Source organism: Saccharothrix sp. CB00851, assembly GCF_001905065.1.
Taxonomy (GTDB): domain Bacteria; phylum Actinomycetota; class Actinomycetes; order Mycobacteriales; family Pseudonocardiaceae; genus Actinosynnema.
On sequence record NZ_LWLC01000034.1, the window covers coordinates 119,382 to 137,381 of the forward strand.

General features: G+C 71.5%; 16 protein-coding genes and 1 tRNA gene. 5 read left to right on the plus strand and 12 right to left on the minus strand.

Annotated features, from left to right (window positions below; translation table 11 throughout):
- Positions 1–59: 59 nt before the first annotated feature.
- Entirely contained in the window at positions 60–1,829 is a 1,770-nt protein-coding gene (locus A6A25_RS29330; protein WP_073895653.1) for an ABC-F family ATP-binding cassette domain-containing protein, read from the plus strand.
- A gap of 158 nt (positions 1,830–1,987) precedes the next feature.
- Here the strand turns inward: A6A25_RS29330 and A6A25_RS29335 are convergent, their stop codons facing one another.
- Both A6A25_RS29335 and A6A25_RS46465 read right to left on the minus strand, forming a co-directional pair.
- Entirely contained in the window at positions 1,988–2,557 is a 570-nt protein-coding gene (locus A6A25_RS29335; RefSeq protein WP_073895655.1) for a dienelactone hydrolase family protein, read from the minus strand.
- Positions 2,558–2,591: 34 nt separating this feature from the next.
- On the minus strand, positions 2,592–3,842 hold the full coding sequence (locus A6A25_RS46465) for a DivIVA domain-containing protein (RefSeq protein ID WP_073895657.1): 1,251 nt from the start codon (positions 3,840–3,842) through the stop codon (positions 2,592–2,594).
- A 107-nt stretch (positions 3,843–3,949) separates the two neighbouring features.
- On the opposite strand from A6A25_RS46465, the gene A6A25_RS29345 reads away from it, so the two are divergent.
- Positions 3,950–5,599, plus strand: coding sequence for a fatty acyl-AMP ligase (locus tag A6A25_RS29345; RefSeq protein WP_073895659.1), 1,650 nt, complete (start codon positions 3,950–3,952; stop codon positions 5,597–5,599).
- A 238-nt stretch (positions 5,600–5,837) separates the two neighbouring features.
- On the opposite strand, the gene pth is transcribed toward A6A25_RS29345, so the two are convergent.
- From pth to A6A25_RS29370, 5 genes are all read right to left on the minus strand, one after another.
- Positions 5,838–6,407 carry an aminoacyl-tRNA hydrolase gene (pth, locus tag A6A25_RS29350; protein WP_073895661.1) on the minus strand — a complete coding sequence of 190 codons (570 nt, stop codon included), beginning with the start codon at positions 6,405–6,407 and terminating at the stop codon, positions 5,838–5,840.
- Positions 6,397–6,909: a DivIVA domain-containing protein gene (locus A6A25_RS29355; protein WP_073895663.1), complete on the minus strand. Its 513-nt coding sequence runs from the start codon at positions 6,907–6,909 to the stop codon at positions 6,397–6,399. Before A6A25_RS29355 ends, pth begins: the two co-directional genes overlap by 11 nt.
- A 58-nt stretch (positions 6,910–6,967) precedes the next feature.
- Positions 6,968–7,573, minus strand: a complete 606-nt coding sequence (locus tag A6A25_RS29360; protein ID WP_073895665.1) for a 50S ribosomal protein L25/general stress protein Ctc — start codon at positions 7,571–7,573, stop codon at positions 6,968–6,970.
- A 233-nt stretch (positions 7,574–7,806) separates the two neighbouring features.
- Complete coding sequence (locus tag A6A25_RS29365; RefSeq protein ID WP_073895667.1) at positions 7,807–8,175, minus strand: hypothetical protein; 369 nt, start codon at positions 8,173–8,175, stop codon at positions 7,807–7,809.
- Complete coding sequence (locus tag A6A25_RS29370; protein WP_073895669.1) at positions 8,172–10,142, minus strand: hypothetical protein; 1,971 nt, start codon at positions 10,140–10,142, stop codon at positions 8,172–8,174. Before A6A25_RS29370 ends, A6A25_RS29365 begins: the two co-directional genes overlap by 4 nt.
- A gap of 344 nt (positions 10,143–10,486) precedes the next feature.
- Here A6A25_RS29370 and A6A25_RS44310 point away from each other — a divergent pair, with 344 nt between their 5' ends.
- Both A6A25_RS44310 and A6A25_RS29375 read left to right on the plus strand, forming a co-directional pair.
- Positions 10,487–10,657, plus strand: coding sequence for a hypothetical protein (locus A6A25_RS44310; RefSeq protein ID WP_158073840.1), 171 nt, complete (start codon positions 10,487–10,489; stop codon positions 10,655–10,657).
- Positions 10,658–10,672: 15 nt separating this feature from the next.
- Entirely contained in the window at positions 10,673–10,897 is a 225-nt protein-coding gene (locus A6A25_RS29375; protein ID WP_143193485.1) for a hypothetical protein, read from the plus strand.
- A 42-nt stretch (positions 10,898–10,939) separates the two neighbouring features.
- On the opposite strand, the gene A6A25_RS29380 is transcribed toward A6A25_RS29375, so the two are convergent.
- The 5 genes from A6A25_RS29380 to A6A25_RS29400 all read right to left on the minus strand — a co-directional run bounded on the left by A6A25_RS29380 (position 10,940) and on the right by A6A25_RS29400 (position 16,784).
- The gene (locus A6A25_RS29380) at positions 10,940–11,911 is read right to left on the minus strand and encodes a ribose-phosphate diphosphokinase (RefSeq protein WP_073896156.1); all 972 of its coding nucleotides are present in this window, start codon (positions 11,909–11,911) and stop codon (positions 10,940–10,942) included.
- A gap of 13 nt (positions 11,912–11,924) precedes the next feature.
- On the minus strand, positions 11,925–13,403 hold the full coding sequence (gene glmU / locus A6A25_RS29385; protein ID WP_073895673.1) for a bifunctional UDP-N-acetylglucosamine diphosphorylase/glucosamine-1-phosphate N-acetyltransferase GlmU: 1,479 nt from the start codon (positions 13,401–13,403) through the stop codon (positions 11,925–11,927).
- A gap of 67 nt (positions 13,404–13,470) precedes the next feature.
- Entirely contained in the window at positions 13,471–15,120 is a 1,650-nt protein-coding gene (locus A6A25_RS29390; protein WP_241828980.1) for a GGDEF domain-containing protein, read from the minus strand.
- 93 nt (positions 15,121–15,213) lie between these two features.
- Positions 15,214–15,284: transfer RNA gene (locus A6A25_RS29395), tRNA-Gln, on the minus strand.
- A 354-nt stretch (positions 15,285–15,638) separates the two neighbouring features.
- Positions 15,639–16,784 carry an alpha/beta hydrolase family protein gene (locus tag A6A25_RS29400; RefSeq protein WP_083668777.1) on the minus strand — a complete coding sequence of 382 codons (1,146 nt, stop codon included), beginning with the start codon at positions 16,782–16,784 and terminating at the stop codon, positions 15,639–15,641.
- Positions 16,785–16,938: 154 nt separating this feature from the next.
- On the opposite strand from A6A25_RS29400, the gene A6A25_RS29405 reads away from it, so the two are divergent.
- Positions 16,939–17,898 carry an acyl-CoA desaturase gene (locus A6A25_RS29405; protein WP_073895676.1) on the plus strand — a complete coding sequence of 320 codons (960 nt, stop codon included), beginning with the start codon at positions 16,939–16,941 and terminating at the stop codon, positions 17,896–17,898.
- Positions 17,899–18,000 lie beyond the last annotated feature (102 nt).

Below are 18,000 nucleotides of genomic sequence, written 5' to 3' on the forward strand. Positions count from 1 at the left end.
GCGCGATGGCTAGGCTGGCGTACCGCGTGGTCACCCGTTCTCGATGAAGGTGCTGGTAAATGGCCAACTTGGTCAACTTGGAGAACGTCTCCAAGTCGTTCGGCGTGCGTCCGCTGCTCGACGGCGTGTCCCTCGGAGTCGGCGAAGGCGACCGCATCGGCGTCGTCGGCCTCAACGGCGGCGGCAAGACGACGCTGCTGGAAGTGCTGGCCGGGCTCGCCGAACCGGACGAGGGACGGGTCAGCCAGAACCGCGGCCTGCGCATGGCGGTGGTCACGCAGCGCACCGAGCTGCCCGAGGGTTCCACGGTCCGCAACGCCGTGATCGACCCGCTCGGGTTCACCTCCGAGCACGAGTGGGCCTCCGACGCGCGGGTGCGGTCGATCCTGGACGGCCTCGGCATCACCGGGTTCGGCATGGACGCCCCGGTGGGCACGATGTCCGGTGGCGAGCGGCGGCGGGTGGCGCTGGCGGCGGCGCTCGTGCGGGACCTGGACCTGGTCGTGCTGGACGAACCGACCAACCACCTCGACGTCGAGGGCGTGCGGTGGCTCGCCGAGCACCTGCTGGCCCGTCGCACGGCACTCGTCGTGGTGACACACGACCGGTGGTTCCTGGACACGGTGTGCAGCCGCACGTGGGAGGTCGTCAACGGCAAGGTCGAGCAGTACGAGGGCGGCTACGCGGACTGGATCTTCGCCCGCGCCGAACGCGCCCGGCTGGCCGACGCGATCGAGGAGAAGCGCCGCAACCTGGCCCGCAAGGAGCTGGCGTGGCTGCGCCGCGGCGCGCCCGCCCGCACGTCCAAGCCCCGCTACCGCATCGACGCCGCCGAGGCGTTGATCTCCGACGTGCCGCCGCCGCGCGACTCGGTCGAGCTGCTGGCGTTCGCCAAGCGCCGGCTCGGGCGCACCGTGCTGGAGCTGGAGGACGCGACGCTGACCGTGCCCGACCGGGTGCTCGTGCGCGACCTGACGTGGCGGATCGGGCCGGGTGACCGGATCGGCATCGTCGGCGTGAACGGGTCGGGCAAGACGACGCTGCTCAGGGCGTTGGCCGGTGAGCGCGAGCTGGAGAGCGGCAAGCGCGTCCAGGGGCAGACGGTGAAGCTCGCGCACCTCAGCCAGGAGCTGCACGACCTGGACGGGTCGATGCGGGTGCTGGAGGCCGTCGAGGAGGTCGCGCGGCGGGTGGTGCTGGGCAAGCAGGAGATGTCGGCGTCGCAGCTGGCCGAGCGGTTCGGGTTCTCGTCGCAGAAGCAGTGGACGCCGGTCGGTGACCTGTCCGGCGGTGAGCGGCGGCGGTTGCAGCTGTGCCGGTTGCTGATGGCCGAGCCGAACGTGCTGCTGCTGGACGAGCCGACCAACGACCTGGACATCGACACGTTGCAGCAGCTGGAGGACCTGCTGGACTCGTGGCCCGGGACGCTGGTGGTGATCTCGCACGACCGCTACCTGGTGGAACGGGTGTGTGACAAGGTGGTGGCGCTGTTCGGCGAAGGTGGGCTGACCGACCTGCCCGGCGGGATCGAGGAGTACCTGCGGCGGCGGGACAAGCAGAAGGAAGCCGCCGTGCCGACCGCGAAGCCGGTCGCCTCCGCCCCTTCGTCCGCGGCTGACCAGCGTGCGGCGCGCAAGGAACTGGCCCGGCTGGAGCGTCGCCTGGAGACGTTGCAGAAGAAGGAAGCCCAGCTGCACGCGGCTCTGGCCGAGGCCGCCACCGACCCGGAACGACTGCTGGCCCTGGACGCCGAGCTGAAGGCCGTGCTGGCCGAGGCCGAGGACGTCGAGGCCCAGTGGCTGGCCGCCGCCGAAACCGCCGAATCCTGACCCGCGAGTCGAACGCTCAGGTCCCGCGTGTCGAACCTCCAGGACCCCCGAGTTCCGCGTTCAGGACAGACGTGAGTGTTGAACTCGGGGGTCCTGAGCGCTCGACACGCCCGACCTGAGCGTTCGACACGCGGGACCTGGAGGTTCGACTCGCGGGGTTAGGTGAGGAAGGTGGTGGTGCGGATCAGGAGGGTGGTGGCGGCGTCAGGGGTGTAGGTCGGGAGGCTCGGGTCGGCGAACAGGTGGTGGTCGCCGGGGTAGAGGAACAGCGCGGCGGTCGGTGTGGACGAGACCAGCGCACGGGCCGCGTCCAGGTCACCCTCCCCGACGAAGAACTCGTCGCCCTCCATCGCGTGCACCTGGACCGGCACGCCGTCAGGCCACGCCGAGCCGAACTCCGACACCGGGACGCACGCGCTGTACAGCAGCGCACCCCGGGCGCCCGGACGGGTCTGGGCCAGCATCTGAGCAGGCAGGACGCCCAGCGAGAACCCGGCGTAGAACACGTCCGACGGCAGCTCCGACACCGCCGCGCGCCCGCGCTCGACGATCGTGCCGAACCCGACCTCCTGCGCGTGCGCCGCACCGTCCTCGAGCCGCTCGAACACGCGTCCCTCGAACAGGTCAGGCGTGTGCACGGCGTGACCGGCCTGCCTGAGCAGCTCGGCGAACTCCCGCACACCGGACGTCAACCCGTGCGCGTGGTGGAACAGCACTACCTCGGCCATCTCGCCTCCAGCTGACGATCGGAGCACGGACACCCTAACGACCGCGCCGCCGCAGCTCCGCCGCCAGCAACGGCATCAACTCGTCCACGAACGCGCAGTCGTAGCCCTGCCCCGCCAGCAGCGACGTGGCGAACTTCGTCTTCGCCACCTCCGCCGACGACGCGCCGACCATGCCGTCCAGCGCGATCCCGACCTCCTCCAGCACCCGGTCCACCTGCGACGTCCGGTAGCCGCGCTGCGTCGGTCCGGCCAACGGGACCTTGATCAAGCGCAGCTGCTTCCACGACGTGATCGGCGGGAGCGCGCTCGGCCGCAGCGGTCCCTCGCCCAGCTGCTTCTCCACCCGCGCCAGGAACGCGTCCACCTCGGTCTCGTCGTACCCGCGCCGGCCGAACATGGGCCTGCTGAAGCGGACCTCGCGCACCTCGCGCGCGGTCAGGTCGTCCTGACCGAGCAGCGTGTTCTCGATGCGGTCCAGGAACTTGTCCACCTGGGACTCGTGGTAGCCGCGCCGACCACGCGGCGGCTTGCCGAAGGCGGCGGTGCGGACGTCGCGAGCGGTCAACGGGCGCGTGCCCGGACCCGGTCGCGGTCGAGCGGGAACGACAGGAGGTGCAGCGGGTGCAACGGCGACCCGGGCCGATGAGACCGGCCGGACGGGGGCGACGGGGGCGGGCATCCGCTCCAACGTCACCACGACGAGGTCGAGGAACGTGTCCACGTCGTCCTCGTCGTAACCCACCTGCCCCGGCGGCGCGTAGCTGAACTCGAAGTCCTGCACCTCCCGGGCGGTCAGGTCGTCGCGACCCGCCAGGGTGTTCTCGATCCGGTCGAGGAACGCGTCGATCTGGCCCTCGTGGTAGCCGCGGTTGCCCGGTCTGGGCTTGTGGAACCGCACCCCGCGCACGTCCTGCGGCGTCAGCCGCGGCGCCGGTCTCATCCCGGTCGACGTGGCGTGCGCGCCCTGCGCGGGAGCGGTGGCCTGGCGGCGCTGGGGCGTGGAGCCGAGCGTCTCGGCCGCCAGGTCCATGAACGCGTCGACCTCGGCCGCGTAGTAGCCGGGCCGCGCGGGTCTGAACCGCACCTGCCGCACGTCCTGCTCGGTCACGTCGTCACGGCCCAGCAGGGTCGCCTCGATGCGGTCCAGGAAGGCGTCCACCTGGACCTCGTCGTATCCCGGCTGGCCGGGAGGCGGTCGGTGGAAGGCGACCTGCCGCAGATCCTGCGCGCCCAACAGCGGCGCCGGATGTGCCGGCAGGTGCTGACGAGCGTCGAACCCGGCCACCCAATTACCTCCTTCGTGTGGTGTACCGGGGAGTATCGCTGGCCACGGCTTCGGATGTTTCGCCCTATCGGCTCAATGCGCCGGAAGATCGCTCTACCCTGACGGGCATGAGCCGGTTCGTGGACACGATGGTGGCAACCGCTACGGGTGCCGGGGGACGGGCGCGGGGCATGACCACGGGGGAGCCGAACGCTCCGACCCGCCGGTCGTGGGCGGAGGTGCACGAGGTGGCCACCCGCATGGCCGGCGCACTCGTCGCGGGCGGGGTGGCGCGCGGCGAGTCGATCGCGGTCCTCGCGGGTGACCCCGCGGAGATCGCGCCCGCCGTGCAGGCGGTGTGGCTGGCCGGCGGCAGCACGACCATGCTGCACCAGCCGACGGCCCGCACCGACCTGGCCGAGTGGGCCGGTGACACGTTGCGCGTGCTCACCATGATCGGCGCGAAGCTGGTGCTGCTGGGCGCGCCGTTCGACGCGCTGTCGGGCGTGCTGGACGAGAACGGCGTCTCCTACCGCAGGCTGGCCGAGCTGGACGGCGAGCCGCTGGCGGCGCCCGTCGACGTCGACGAGGACATGCCCGCGCTGCTGCAGCTGACCAGCGGTTCCACCGCCGACCCGAAGGCCGTCCGCATCACGCACGGCAACCTGTGGTCCAACGCCAAGGCCATGGAGACCGCCGCCGAGCTCGACCCGGAGACCGACCGGATGGTCTCCTGGCTGCCGCTGTTCCACGACATGGGGATGGTCGGGTTCCTGACCGTGCCCATGCTGTTCGGCATCGACCTGGTCAAGGTCACGCCGGTCGACTTCCTCGGCAGGCCGACCCTGTGGCCGGACCTGATCAGCCGCTACCAGGGCACCATCACGGCCGCGCCGAACTTCGCCTACGCCATCGCCGCCCGCCGCATGCAGGGCGTGGACGACGGCGCGTTCGACCTGTCCACGCTGCGGATCGCGCTCAACGGCGCCGAGCCCATCGACCCGGCCGCGGTGAAGATGTTCACCGACGCGGGCGCGCGGTTCGGGCTGCGCCCCGAGTGCGTGCTCTGCGCGTACGGCATGGCGGAGACGACGTTGGGTGTCGCGTTCGCGCCGGTGTTCACCGGCATCTCGGTCGACGTGGTCGACCCGGAGGAGCTGGAGGCCGGTCACCGCGCCGTGCCCGTGCCGCCGGACAGCCCGAACGCGCGGGCGTTCCCGCTGCTCGGGCCGCCGCTGCCGGAGCTGGAGGTGCAGGTCGTGGACGAGTCCGGCACGGTGCTCGGCGAGCGCGAGGTCGGTCAGCTGCGGGTGCGCGGCGAGGCCGTGACGCCCGGCTACCTCACCGTGAACGGTCCGCAGGCCACCCAGGACGCCGAGGGTTGGCTGGACACCGGGGACGAGGGCTATGTGGTGGACGGCCAGGTCGTCGTCTGCGGGCGGCGCAAGGACGTGATCATCATGGGTGGGCGCAACATCTACCCCACGGACATCGAGCGCGCCGCGACGGCTGTGGAGGGCGTGCGGGCGGGGAACGCGGTGGCCGTGCGGCTGGACGCGGGTACGCGGCGGGAGCGGTTCGCCGTGGTGGTCGAGTCGAAGCTGGCCGGTGACGACGAGGCGGTGCGCGGGCTGGGCAAGGAGATCAGCGCGCGGGTCGTGGACGCGGTCGGGCTGCGGCCGTTCTCGGTGGTCGTGCTCAAGCCGGGCAGCCTGCCCAAGACGCCGTCCGGCAAGCTCCGCCGCTCCGCCGCCGCGGCCTTGGTGCCCACTGTGTGATGTCGCCGGCAGAGCGCGCTCTGGAGTACGTGAGGGTGCGGTCGACCGGTGAGCCGCTCGACCGCGCCCTGCGCGTCACCCTGAACTTCCACCCCGAACGGGTGGTCGCCGCTCTCGCGGACACGGGCCGTTACGTCTCGCAGTTCGTGACCGGGACGGGTAACGGCGGCTTGACCGCGTTCGCACCCGAACCCATGTCAAATCGAGCCTCGGTGGGCTGGCTGCGCGTCCGTTGTGGTCAGTGGAACTTGTTCTGGGCGGCTTCCAGGCCGAGTTCCAGCAGGGCTTCCACGGCATCGGCTGCGCGGTCCAGTTCCAGGGCCAGTTGTTTGCGCTCGACCAGCGAGAAGTCGCGCAGCACGTAGTCGGCGGGGTCCATCCGGCCCGGTGGGCGGTCCACTCCGAACCGCACCCGGTGGTAGTCCTTCGTGCCCAACGACTTGGTGATCGACCGCAGTCCGTTGTGCCCGTTCTCGCCGCCGCCGAGCTTGAGCCGCACCGTGCCGAACGGCAGGTCCAGCTCGTCGTGCACCACGATGACCGACGCCGGCGGCGTCTTGTAGAACTTCGCGGTGCCCGCCACCGGGCCGCCGGAGGTGTTCATGTAGCCGCGCGGCTTGGCCAGCACGACCCGGCGGCCGGCCAAGCGGCCCTCCACCACCTCGGCGCCGCCCTTGTGCGCCTTGAACTTCCCGCCCACGCGCGCGGCCAGCTCGTCCAGCACGAGGAAGCCCACGTTGTGCCGGTTGCCCTCGTACTTGGGGCCGGAGTTGCCCAGCCCGACGACCAGGGCGACGTCATCGACCACGGAACCGCAACTCCTGCTCAAGCTCGTCCAACAGGGCGTCGACCGCCCGCACCTGGTAGCCGCGCCGGAGCCCGGACGTGGTGGTGAACCTGGTGTGGCGCACCTCGCCGGAGGTCATCCGCCCCCGGCCGTCCAGCGCCGCGGCGGCCCGGCCGAGGAACGCGTCGACTTCGCCGCGATCGTAGCCGTTCGGCGAGCGCGGCAGCTTCACCGCCAGCAGGGCCGCACCGGTCTGCAACGTGGTCGGTGGCACGTGCCCGGACCGCAGCTGGTGCTCGCACACGGCCAGGAAGTCGTCCACGGTCCGCTGGTCGTAGCCGCCGGCGATCTCCGTGAACGCGATCGTGCGCACCTGGTCGGGAGCCAGCGGGGTCCGCCCGGCGAGCGCGTCGGCGATGCGCAGCACGAACGCGTCCACCTGCGCCGGGTCGTAGCCCTTGCCCCGGCGACGGGGGAACCGGGTGGCGCGCACCTGCGCCGGGCTCAGAAACGGGAACGGCACGCCGCCCCAGCCGTTGGGCGGGGGAAGCGTGCCGTCCGAGTTGCCCGACGTGATGGGCTCAGCCTTCTTCGGTGGCCTCGGGCTCGGCGGCCTCGCCGGTGTCGCCGTCCAGCTCGGCGGCGGTCGGCGCGGCGTTCACCGCGAGGACCATCGCGTCGCCGTCGGTCACCAGGGTGGTGCCGGCGGGCAGCGTGAGGTCGGACGCGTGCACCTGGGTGCCCGCCTCCAGACCCGCGATGGAGAACTCGACCTGCTCGGGGATGTTCAGCGCGTCGGCCTCCACCTGGACGGTGGTGAGGTCCTGCGTGAGCAGGGTCGCCGCGGCCGGGTCGCCGGTGAGGACGATCGGCACCTCGACGGTGACCTTCTCGCCCCGCTGCACGAGCAGCAGGTCGACGTGCTCGATGTAGTTCTTGATGGGGTGCGTGGTGACGGTCTTGGTCAGCGCCAGCTCGGTGGAGGACTCGATGTCCAGCGTGAGAACTGCGTTGTGACCGTGCTCGCGGACAACACGGGCGAACTCCAGCGCCGGCAGGGCCAGGTGCTTCGGGTCGGAACCGTGGCCATAGAGCACCGCGGGGATCTTGCCGGCGCGGCGGGTGCGGCGGGCGGCGCCCTTGCCGAACTCGGTGCGCTGCTCTGCGGCGAGACGGACCTCGGACACGGTGGGGCTCTCCTAACGGTCTGGCCTGGTAAACGTCGGCGGGTACGTCGGGCGGGGCGAAGCGGGGGTTGGCCTGCGGCGGCGGGCGGCGCGGAGGGTGAACACGCGCGGCATCACAACCGCCGCGTCGATCACGCCGAGCGTGATGCTCGCCCTCGCCGAGGCAACCTGAACAGTGTAGGCCGACCTCGGGGACGAGGCCTAATCGGGGTTGCCAACGCGCCGATCCGGCACTAGGCCGGGCCGCTCACCCGTTCGATGGCCGTCAGTTCCCCGATCATGGCCGGGAGCGCTTCCGGAGCCACTTGGCAGAGGGTTCCCAGGTACAACGTCCAGTGCTGGTCCGAGAAGGTGCGGGCCACCAGGCGTCGACCCGTCGCTGGTTCGAGGCTGCTGACCAGGTGTAGCGCGCTCGACGGCTCCTCGGCCGCGGTGATCGAGTCGACGAGTGCCCCCGCGCGGTCCGGGTCGCCCGACCTGAGCAACGCCGAGGCGACGGCAGCCAGGGCCTTGCCGCGCCGCGAGGGATCCACGATCGACCGGGCGAGTTGGAGCGCCCGGTCGTGGTCGCCGAACGCTATGACGGCTTCGGTCACCGTCATGAGCGCTCTTGCTTCGGCATGCGCCTCGCCCGCTGAACGGCTGCGACCTCGGCACGGTCCAGCAACAGCTCCGCCCGGTCGGGGTTGCCCGCGGCCACCATCGCGGTGACCACCCTTTTGATCTGCCAACTGGAGCGCCCGGACTCGATGAGCGAGAGGACGAGCTTTTCAGCACGGTCGAGGTCACCGGTTCGGATGGCGGCATCCGCTATCCGGCCGGCCATGTCGTCGCGGGAGTAGCGCGTGACGATGGCGCCGGCCAGCGCCTCGGCCCGGTCGAGGTACCCGGCGGCCCGGTCGGCGGCACCGAGGCCGAGCGCCGCCTCGGTCAGGGCGTGCAACGCCCGGCCGCGGTGCCGTACCTCGGTGATGCTGTCGGCCAGCGCGTCGGCGCGGTCGAGGTCACCGGCTGTGATGGCCGCGTAGACCGCTGCGAGCAGCACGCGGCCCTGGTGCATGGTGGCGACCTTGGCGCCCAGGCTGCCGGTGCGGGTGAGGAAGTCGGCCTCTTCCTCCGCGTCGTCGGTGCGGATCACCTCGCGCACCGCGGTGGTGAGCGACTGGCCGGGGGCGGTGGCGTCGGTGGTCGACCGCGCGGTCGTCAGGACCAGGTCGAACACCCGATCGGCCAAGACGTGTCCGGTCCCCGCCCTGGCCACTCGGACCAAGGCGTAGCCGCGCCGCGCGGTGTCCACGATCCGCTCCGCCACGGCCGAAGCCCGCTCGAGCTCACCGCGCTCGACCAGGCGGCGGACCACCGTGTCCAGCGCCCGCCCCTGAGCCGCGGAGTCGGTGATCGACAACGCCAGGGCCCGCGCCCGGTCGAGGTCGTCCACCTCGGCCTCGACCACGGCTTGCAGCGCTCGGCCACGGCTGCGGGTGTCCTCGATCGAGCGGGCCACGTCGGTCGCCCGTGCCAGGTCACCACGCTCGGCCTCGACCACGGCACGGAGCGCTTCGCCGCGGAACCGGCGGTCCGCGATCGCAGCGGCCAGCCGTTCGGCACCGAGGTGATCTCCCAGCCGGATCATCGACCGGACCAGAGCCGCCATCGCCCTGCCTTGCCGGTAGGCGTCCTTCACCAGCCGGAAGGTCCCTTCGGCCCGTGCGACCAGCGTTCTGGCCTGATCGAGGTCGTCACCCTCGACGGCCGCCTTGATGATCGACTCCAGAGCGTCGCCGTAGTAGTCGATCCCGTTGATGGCCGAGGCCAGGTCGACGGCGCGGTCCGGATCACCGAGTCGGAGCACCGCTTCGACGGTGGTCCGCAACGCCCGGTCACGTCGGTTGCCGTCGCTGAACGAGGTCGCCAGCGCCTCGGCCCGGTCGACGTGACCGATGCCCGCCCACAGCGAGGGCAGGTCGTGGGGTGCCCACCTGTTGCGGCCGGTCAGGTGGTCGCGGTGCACGGCCAGCCTGCTCATCGTGACCAGGTCCGGCTCCTCGGCGGCCAGCACGACCTGCTGGGTGGCCGTGATCTCGGCCATCGCCGCGCCGTCGCCACCGGACAGCTCCAGCATGCGGTCGTGCCGGTGGGGGTCGGTGCAGCACCTGATCATCAGGTCCAGGTCACCGGTGGCGCCCAGCATCGAGAAGTAACCGCGGAGCAGGTACTCGGGTGTCTCGGCGGGCCACTGCCGGTCGCGGTACGTCGCGGCCCAGCCGTGGACGCGGTCGCGGTACTCGCGCATGCGGGTGGGGCCGAGCATGTCGATGGCCTTGACGTGCAGGTCCTCGTGGCCGAGCAGGTAGACGTCCGGTGACCGGCCCGGCTGGTAGTGGGCGTTGCGCCTGCTGAAGCTGCGGCCCGTCACGGTGCGCAGGTGGTCGTCCACCTCCCACGCCGACCAGCCCGTCAGCTCGGCCAGGTCGGGCGCGGTGAGGCCGCCGCCCGCCGCGGTGAGCAGGCCGAGCAGGTCCCGCTCGGCCCGGGTGCCGTGCAGGAGGCGCTTGAGCTCGCGTTCCATGTCGGCGCGTTCCGCCTGCGCGGCCGGTGACGTGGTCAGCGGCCGGACGATGTCCGGGTCGCGCAGCGGGTGGTGATCGGGGACGTCGGTCGGGATCGGCGGGTCCGGGCGGCCCGCGACGACCCACCCTCATCCCCGCGGGCGGGTCGACCGGCAGCAGCGCCGCGATGCTGTGGGCGTCCGGGCCGGTCGTCACGCCGCGGTCCTCGTCCAGGCCGTCGACCAGCACCACGAAGTGCTCACCGCGGTCCCGGCACGCCTCGGCGGCCTCGGTCAGCAGACCGAGCAGGTGGCCCTCGCGGGTCGACTCGGTCAACAGCGGCGGTAGGTCTTGCCCGAGGATCGTGACCAGCTGCTCCAGCACGTTGTCGATGAACGCGGTGCGGTCGTTCTGCGCCGCCAGGCGGGCGGTGATGAAGAACGACACCACGCGGACACCGGGTGGTGGGTTCAGCACGAACGTCGACATCAACGCCGACTTGCCCGACCACGCCGGCGCCCGCCACCAGCGGTAGGGGGTGGGGGAGGACGTGCAGAAGTCCGTCAGGTCGGCCAACTCCGCCTCGCGGCCGATCAGTTCCGGTGGCGCGATCCGCCGCACCTGCTCCCGGTACCGGGTCCGCACCGGTGCGCCGGTCACGAGGTTCACGTCGCCGTGCACGACGCCGATCTGCGCGACCGGGCCGTGCACCGCGCCCGACACCGAGTTGGACGACGAACGGCCCGACGCACCAGGTGCGTCGGGCCGTTCGTGATCGAGCGCCATCCGGGGATCATCCCGCAGGGCGCGCGAAGTGTCAGGCGTTGCCGTCGAACAAGGAGGTCACCGAGCCGTCCTCGAAGACCTCCTGGATCACGCGGGCCAGCAGGGGTGCGATCGGCAGCACGGTCATCGCGTCGAACCGCTTCTCGGCCGGGATCGGCAGGGTGTCGGTGAACACCACCTCGCGGGCCCCGCAGTCGCGCAGCCGGTCGATCGCCGGGCCGGACAGGACCGGGTGGGTGGCCGCGATGACGACGTCGGACGCGCCTTCGGCCAGCAGCTGGTCCACGGCCTTGGTGATGGTGCCGCCGGTGTCGATCATGTCGTCGATGACCACGCACAGCCTGCCCTCGACCTGGCCGACCACCCGGTTGGCCACGACCTCGTTCGGCCGCAGCGGGTCGCGGGTCTTGTGGATGAACGCGATCGGCGTGCCGCCGAGGGTGTCCGCCCACTTCTCGGCCAGTTTCGTGCGGCCGGCGTCGGGGGAGACGACGGTGATGTCGCGGCCCGCGTACTTGTCCTTGATGTGCTCGGCCAGCAGCGGCATGGCCCAGAGGTGGTCCACCGGGCCGTCGAAGAAGCCCTGGATCTGCGCGGTGTGCAGGTCGACGGCCACCAGCCGGTCCGCGCCCGCGGTCTTGAACAGGTCGGCCACCAGGCGCGCGGAGATCGGCTCACGGCCGCGGTGCTTCTTGTCCTGCCGCGCGTACGGGTAGAACGGCATGATCACGGTGATGCGCTTCGCGGACGCCCGCTTCAGCGCGTCCACCATGATCAGCTGCTCCATCAGCCACTGGTTGATGGGCGCGCAGTGCGACTGGATGACGAACGCGTCGCAGCCGCGCACGCTCTCCTCGAACCGCACGAAGATCTCGCCGTTGGCGAAGTCGTACGCCGACTGCGGGGTCACCGACACGTTCAGGTGCTTGGCGACCTGCTCGGTCAGCTCGGGGTAGGCGCGCCCGCCGAAGAGCATCAGGTTCTTCTTGGGTGTCCCGGCCATCGTGGGGTTCACGTCAGCGCCCTTCATCGGTTGTGCCTGCATTCTCGGGCGTCAGAGCGCGCTCCGCCGCTTCGGCCGAAGGGGTGCCCGCGCGGCGGGACACGACCCATCCGTCCAGGTTGCGCTGGGGTCCGCCGGACACGGCCAGCGCGCCGGGCGGCACGTCGCGCCGCACCACGGTCCCCGCGCCGGTGTACGCGCCGTCGCCCACGGTGACCGGCGCGACGAACATGTTGTCCGAACCGGTGCGGCAGTAGGACCCGATCGTGGTCCGGTGCTTGTTCACGCCGTCGTAGTTCACCGTGACGCTCGCCGCGCCGATGTTGGAGTGCTCGCCGATGGTGGCGTCGCCGATGTAGCTCAGGTGCGGCACCTTGCTGCCCGCGCCGATGTCGGAGTTCTTCGTCTCCACGAACGTGCCGATCTTGCCGCGCTCACCGAGCCGGGTGCCCGGCCGCAGGTAGGCGAACGGGCCGACGGACGCGCCAGCGCCGATCTCCGAGCCGGAGCCGTGCGTGCGCACCACGGTCGCGCCGGCACCGATCACGCACGCCGACAGCGTGGTGTCCGGCCCCACGACCGCGCCCTCGCCGACGGTGGTGCCCGCGCGCAGCTGCACGTTCGGCTCGATCAGCACGTCGCGCTCCAGCCGCACGTCGGCGTCCAGCCAGGTGGTGGCCGGGTCGACCACGGTGACGCCCCCGCGCATCGCGCTCTCCACGAGCCGGCGGTTGAGCTCCGCGCCCAGCTTCGCCAGCTGCACGCGGTCGTTCACGCCCTCGACCAGCCAGGCGTCGTCGGTGACGAGCGCACCCACGCGCCGACCGTCCGAGCGCGCGATGGTCAGCACGTCGGTCAGGTACAGCTCGCCCTGCGCGTTGTCGGTGGACAGCTGGGAGAGCCCGTCGCGCAGCACGGCCGCGTCGAACGCGTACACCCCGGAGTTGATCTCGGTGATCTCCCGCTGCTCCGGCGTGGCGTCCTTCTGCTCCACGATGCCCTCGACCGAGCCGTCCGCGGACCGCACGATCCGCCCGTACCCGGTGGGGTCGGCAACCACGGCGGTCAGCACGGTGACCGCGTTGCCGCGCGCACCGTGCTCGGCCAGCAGCCCGCGCAACGTGTCGGCGTCCAGCAGCGGCACGTCACCGTAGGTCACCACGACCGTGCCACCGAGCTCGGCGGGCAGTTCGGCCAGGCCGCAGCCGACCGCGTGCCCCGTACCCTTCTGCTGCTCCTGCACCGCCACGGTGACCTTGCGGTCCAGCGCGGTGGCCAGGGTGTCGAGGTGCTCGGCCACCGCGGCGCGGCCGTGGCCGACCACGACGGCCAGGTGGTCCGGCTCGGTCCCGGCGGCGGCGCGCACGGCGTGCTCCACCAGGGAACGACCGGCGATGCGGTGCAACACCTTCGGGGTGGCTGAGCGCATGCGGGTGCCTTCACCCGCTGCGAGGACGATCGTGCTGACTGGGGTGGGGACACCCTCGAGCATCAGCGCTCTCCCTAGCTGAGTGCGTGCCTTCAGCGGGAGGGGCCTGGCTTCCCGCCAGGTGCCGATACTAAGCCTCCGAGGAGGCCTCGCCTTCCACGGCCGCAACCTGGCAGCCACCTCGCCGCTTCGCCACGTACATCGCGGAGTCGGCTCGGGCCAGCGCCGCGTGCGCCGCCTCGTGCGGTCGCACGGAGATCACGCCCACCGACAGCGTCACCCCCCTGGACAGGTCGGAAGGCAAGTCCGCGACGGCATCCACGGCTCGGGCGAGGGCCGCTTCGGCGGCGTGCAGCGGCGCGCCGGGGAGCAGCACGACGAACTCGTCGCCGCCGTAGCGGGCCACCAGGTCGTCACCCCGCAACGCCTGGCGCAGTGTGCTCGCAATCACGCGGAGGACATCGTCACCCTCCGCGTGCGAGTGCTTGTCGTTGACGACCTTGAACCCGTCGAGGTCGACCAGCGCGATGGCCATCGGGTGGGTCTGCGCGTTGATCAGCGCGGCCAGCCGGTCGTCCAGCGCGCGGCGGTTCGGCAGGCCGGTCAACGGGTCCTGCAACGCCTGCTGCGCGATCGCGCCGTGCGCCCGGGTCAGCCGCTCGTGGTCGCGCCGGGTGAGCAGGGTGGCGGTGCGCGCCTCCTGCATCAGCCACAGCTCCACCTCCAGCGCGTTGGCGTAGGTCTGCAGCGCCGAGATGGTGCGCTCGCCGTGCGGGCCGGACATCCGGGCGTACTCGCGGGTCAGGCACAGCATCAGGGTGGGCTCGGAGTTGTCGTGCTCCAGCCGGTCCTGGGCGTCGTGCAGCACCTGGAGCGCCTGCTGCGGCAGCTCCTCCATCTCCAGGCAGCGGGCCAGCGCGATGGACACGATGAACAGCTCGCGGGCGTACATGGCCAGCTCGCGCAGCGACCACAGCCGCGCGATGTGCTCCGCGCCCGGCTTGGCCAGCGCGTGCGCCGCGCCGATCACCGGCACCTGCTCGGCGGCGGTGCGGTCACGCCTGCCGGGGTGCAGCGACTCGCGGAACGGGCCCTCGACGGCGGTGGCGATGGCCGACGCGGTGACGAACCGCTCGGCGGCCTCCTCGAAGTTGCCCACCCGCTCCAGCCGCAGGCCCCAGCCGATCAGCAGCCGGGCCCGGTTGACCAGGTGGACGTAGATCAGGTGCGGGTAGGCGCTGTCCCGGATCGCGTTGTGTGCCCGCGCCATCACCTCGTCGGCCATCTCGTAGACGCCCAGCTGGGTGAGCACGAGACCGGTCGTCTGCAACGCGGAGGCGAGCAGCCGGTCCCAGGTGCGCTTGTCCAGCATCGGGTCGGGTGCGAGGTCCTCCTCCAGCATCGCCAGGCCCGCCGCGACCTCGGTCAGCGCCTTGTCCTCGAACCCGCCGAGCAGGTAGCGGCGCCCGCGCAGGGCGTGCGCCTCGGCCTCCAGCACCAGCAGGCCGTGCCGGCGGCAGTGCGCCAGCATCTCGTCCAGCACGGAGTCGGACAGGTCGACCAGGCCGGGCGTGACGATCCGGACCACGGCCGCCGCGCGCAGCAGCTGGCCGACGATCCGCGGCTCGCCGCGCCCCTGCGCCTCGGCCAGGATCTCGTCGACCTCGTGCGCCGCGTCGAGCTGGTCGGACAGGTGGCTGCTCTGGGCCACGGCCACGAGCTCACTCGCGCGGCCGACCAGCCACGCGTCGGACATCTCGTGGAGAGCCGGAGTCGCCACGTTGCCCTGCTCGTCGACCGCTTCCTCGTGCAGCGACTCACACCCCCATGCAGACGCAGGGCGGCCGGGACCCTTCGTGGCCCGGCCTCCTCGCTCCGCCACCAGGATTCGAACCTGGACCATCGGAACCAAAATCCGAGGTGCTGCCTTTACACCATGGCGGAACGGTCGGGGCTCGCCCCGACCGCGCGAACACATGTTGTCACGAGTCCCCCTCGAAGGTCAGCACCACCACTCATGTGGCGGCAACCCCACCGTAACGCGATCATGACACTGCGTGTTTACGCAGGCCAGCGGGGTTGTCCGAGGTGGCCTGGATCACGTTCCGGTGAACTCGTCACGGCCGTGCGGCGACGCTCGGTGGTCCCGTGCGGGGGTTCATCGACCCCTGTTCGACACGATTTCGGCCGAAACAGTCACACGCTTAACTACCTTGCGTAGTCGAGCGGGCACGGTGGGGTGCCGCCGTGTGCGCGACGGGATGCCGCCGTGTGCGCTGTGCGCCACCGCCGAGCGGGCTAACGGATCGCGGTGACCGAGTCGAGGAACTCCGTCAGCGCGCGGTCGTAGGACTCCGGGTCGACGTTCCACGCCGCCGTGTGCTCCGCCGCGGGCACCTCGACGTACCGCAGCGGCCAGCCGAGCCGGTCCGCCGCCGCGGCCAGGTCCCGGGACGCCTGCACCGGCACGGTGCCGTCCGCGCCGCCGTGGAACAGCAGGGTCGGCGGCCGGTGCGCGGGAGGGTTGGCGACCAGGTCGAAGCGGCTGAACTCCAGGTCGACCCGCCAGTCCGAGACCAGCTCCGCGACCGGCACCAGCTGCTCGGGCACGCCCCGGTTGCGCGACTGCAGTTCCAGCGTCTTCGTCCAGCTCACCACGGGTGCGTCGAGCACGACGGCGGCCACGTCGTCCGCGTCCGCCGAGCGGCCGAGGAACTGGCCGACGATCGCGCCGCCCATCGACCACCCGTACAGCACGACGTTGCGCGCGCCGTGCTCGCGGGCGTACCGCACGGCCGCCTCGACGTCACGCCACTCCGTGTCGCCCAGGTGGTAGAGGCCGTCCGGGGAGCGCGGCGCGCCCTCGTCATTGCGGTAGGTCACGGCGAGAACGGGTAGCCCGAGTTGGTGCAGCGCAGGCATGACCCGCAAGGCCTCGGCCCTCGTGCCGCCCCGACCGTGGACCGCGACGACCCAGGTGGACGACGTCGCGGGGACCAGCCAGGCCGGTGCGTCACCCAATTCGGTAGGAATTCGCACTTCCGTGTACTCCAGGTCGTGCGCGGTGTCGGGGTCGGTGCTCCAGACCGACGTCTCCAGCCGGACCCGGGTGCCGTCCGCGGGCGCCGTGCCCTGCAGCTCGCGCACCACCGTGCCCTCGGACCGCTGGGTCACCTGGCCGATCTTCGCGCCGCCACCAGGCCAGACGAGACCCCACGTGCCGGGGAGCACTGTGACCCTGGACTCCACCAGCGAGACGGTCCCCGAAGCCGACGACGTGACCGTGTCGCGGTAGCCGGGACGGGCGTTCCCCGGGTCGAGGAGCTGGCCGCTGTAGTACCAGCCGAACCCGAGCAGACCGCCCGTGACCAGCAGGAACACCACCGCGAACGTGACCAGTGCGATGCGCAGGCGGCGGCGCCCGCGAACGTTCGGTGACCCCATCACCGAATGATGCCCCGGCGTTGATCGACACGCCCGACTTCCTGAGAACACGCCATGAGTTCGGCTTCGACTCTGGCGGCACGAGGCTCACCTAACTTACGCTCCCGTAAGTTACGGTTCCGTAGGTAGCACCGATACACAACGAGGTACATGTATGACCAGCACCCTGGAGAGCAGGTCCACGCCGCAAGGTCCCGAGGATCGCGGACCCAAGCCGATGATCGAAGGGCGACGGGGGCACGTCGAGCAGCTCGGCGTGTACGTGTTCGTCATCGTGCCGTTCCTGGCTCTGCTCGCGGCCGTTCCGTTCGCCTGGGGCTGGGGGCTGGGCTGGGTCGACGTCGCGCTGTTCGTCGCGTTCTACTACCTGGCCGGCCTCGGCGTGACGATCGGGTACCACCGGTACTTCACGCACGGCTCGTTCAAGGCCAACCGCGCCCTCAAGATCGGTCTGGCGATCGCGGGCAGCATGGCGCTGCAGGGACCGGTGATCGTCTGGGTCGCCGACCACCGCCGCCACCACGCGTTCTCCGACCGCGAGGGCGACCCGCACTCGCCGTGGCTGTTCGGCAGCGGCCCGGTCGCGCTGGCCAAGGGTTTCTGGCACGCCCACATGGGCTGGCTGTTCGAGCGCGACAAGACCAACGCGCAGCGCTTCGCGCCGGACCTGCTCGCCGACAAGGACCTGGTGCGCGTCGACCAGCTGTTCTGGCTGTGGACCACGATCAGCCTGCTCGCACCCGCCGCGCTCGGCGGCCTGATCACCATGTCGTGGTCCGGCGCGCTGTCGGCGTTCTTCTGGGCCGGTCTGGTCCGGGTGGCGTTCCTGCACCACGTGACGTGGTCGGTCAACTCGATCTGCCACATGGTGGGCGACCGCCCGTTCGCCGCGCGTGACCGTTCCGCGAACGTGTGGGCGCTGGCGATCCTGAGCTTCGGCGAGTCGTGGCACAACCTGCACCACGCCGACCCGACGTGCGCGCGGCACGGCGTCAAGCGCGGTCAGATCGACACGTCCGCGCGGCTGATCTGGCTGTTCGAGAAGTTCGGCTGGGCGACCAACGTGCGCTGGCCGAACCAGCAGCGCCTGGCCCGCATCAGCGCCAAGAAGTAAGCGGTCGAACGAGCTGTCGCCTGCCCCTCGCGCTCCACGCGGGGGGCAGGCGTTTAGGGTGGTCTGGGTGGCGGGGAGACGGCGTGGCGACGGAACACCGGT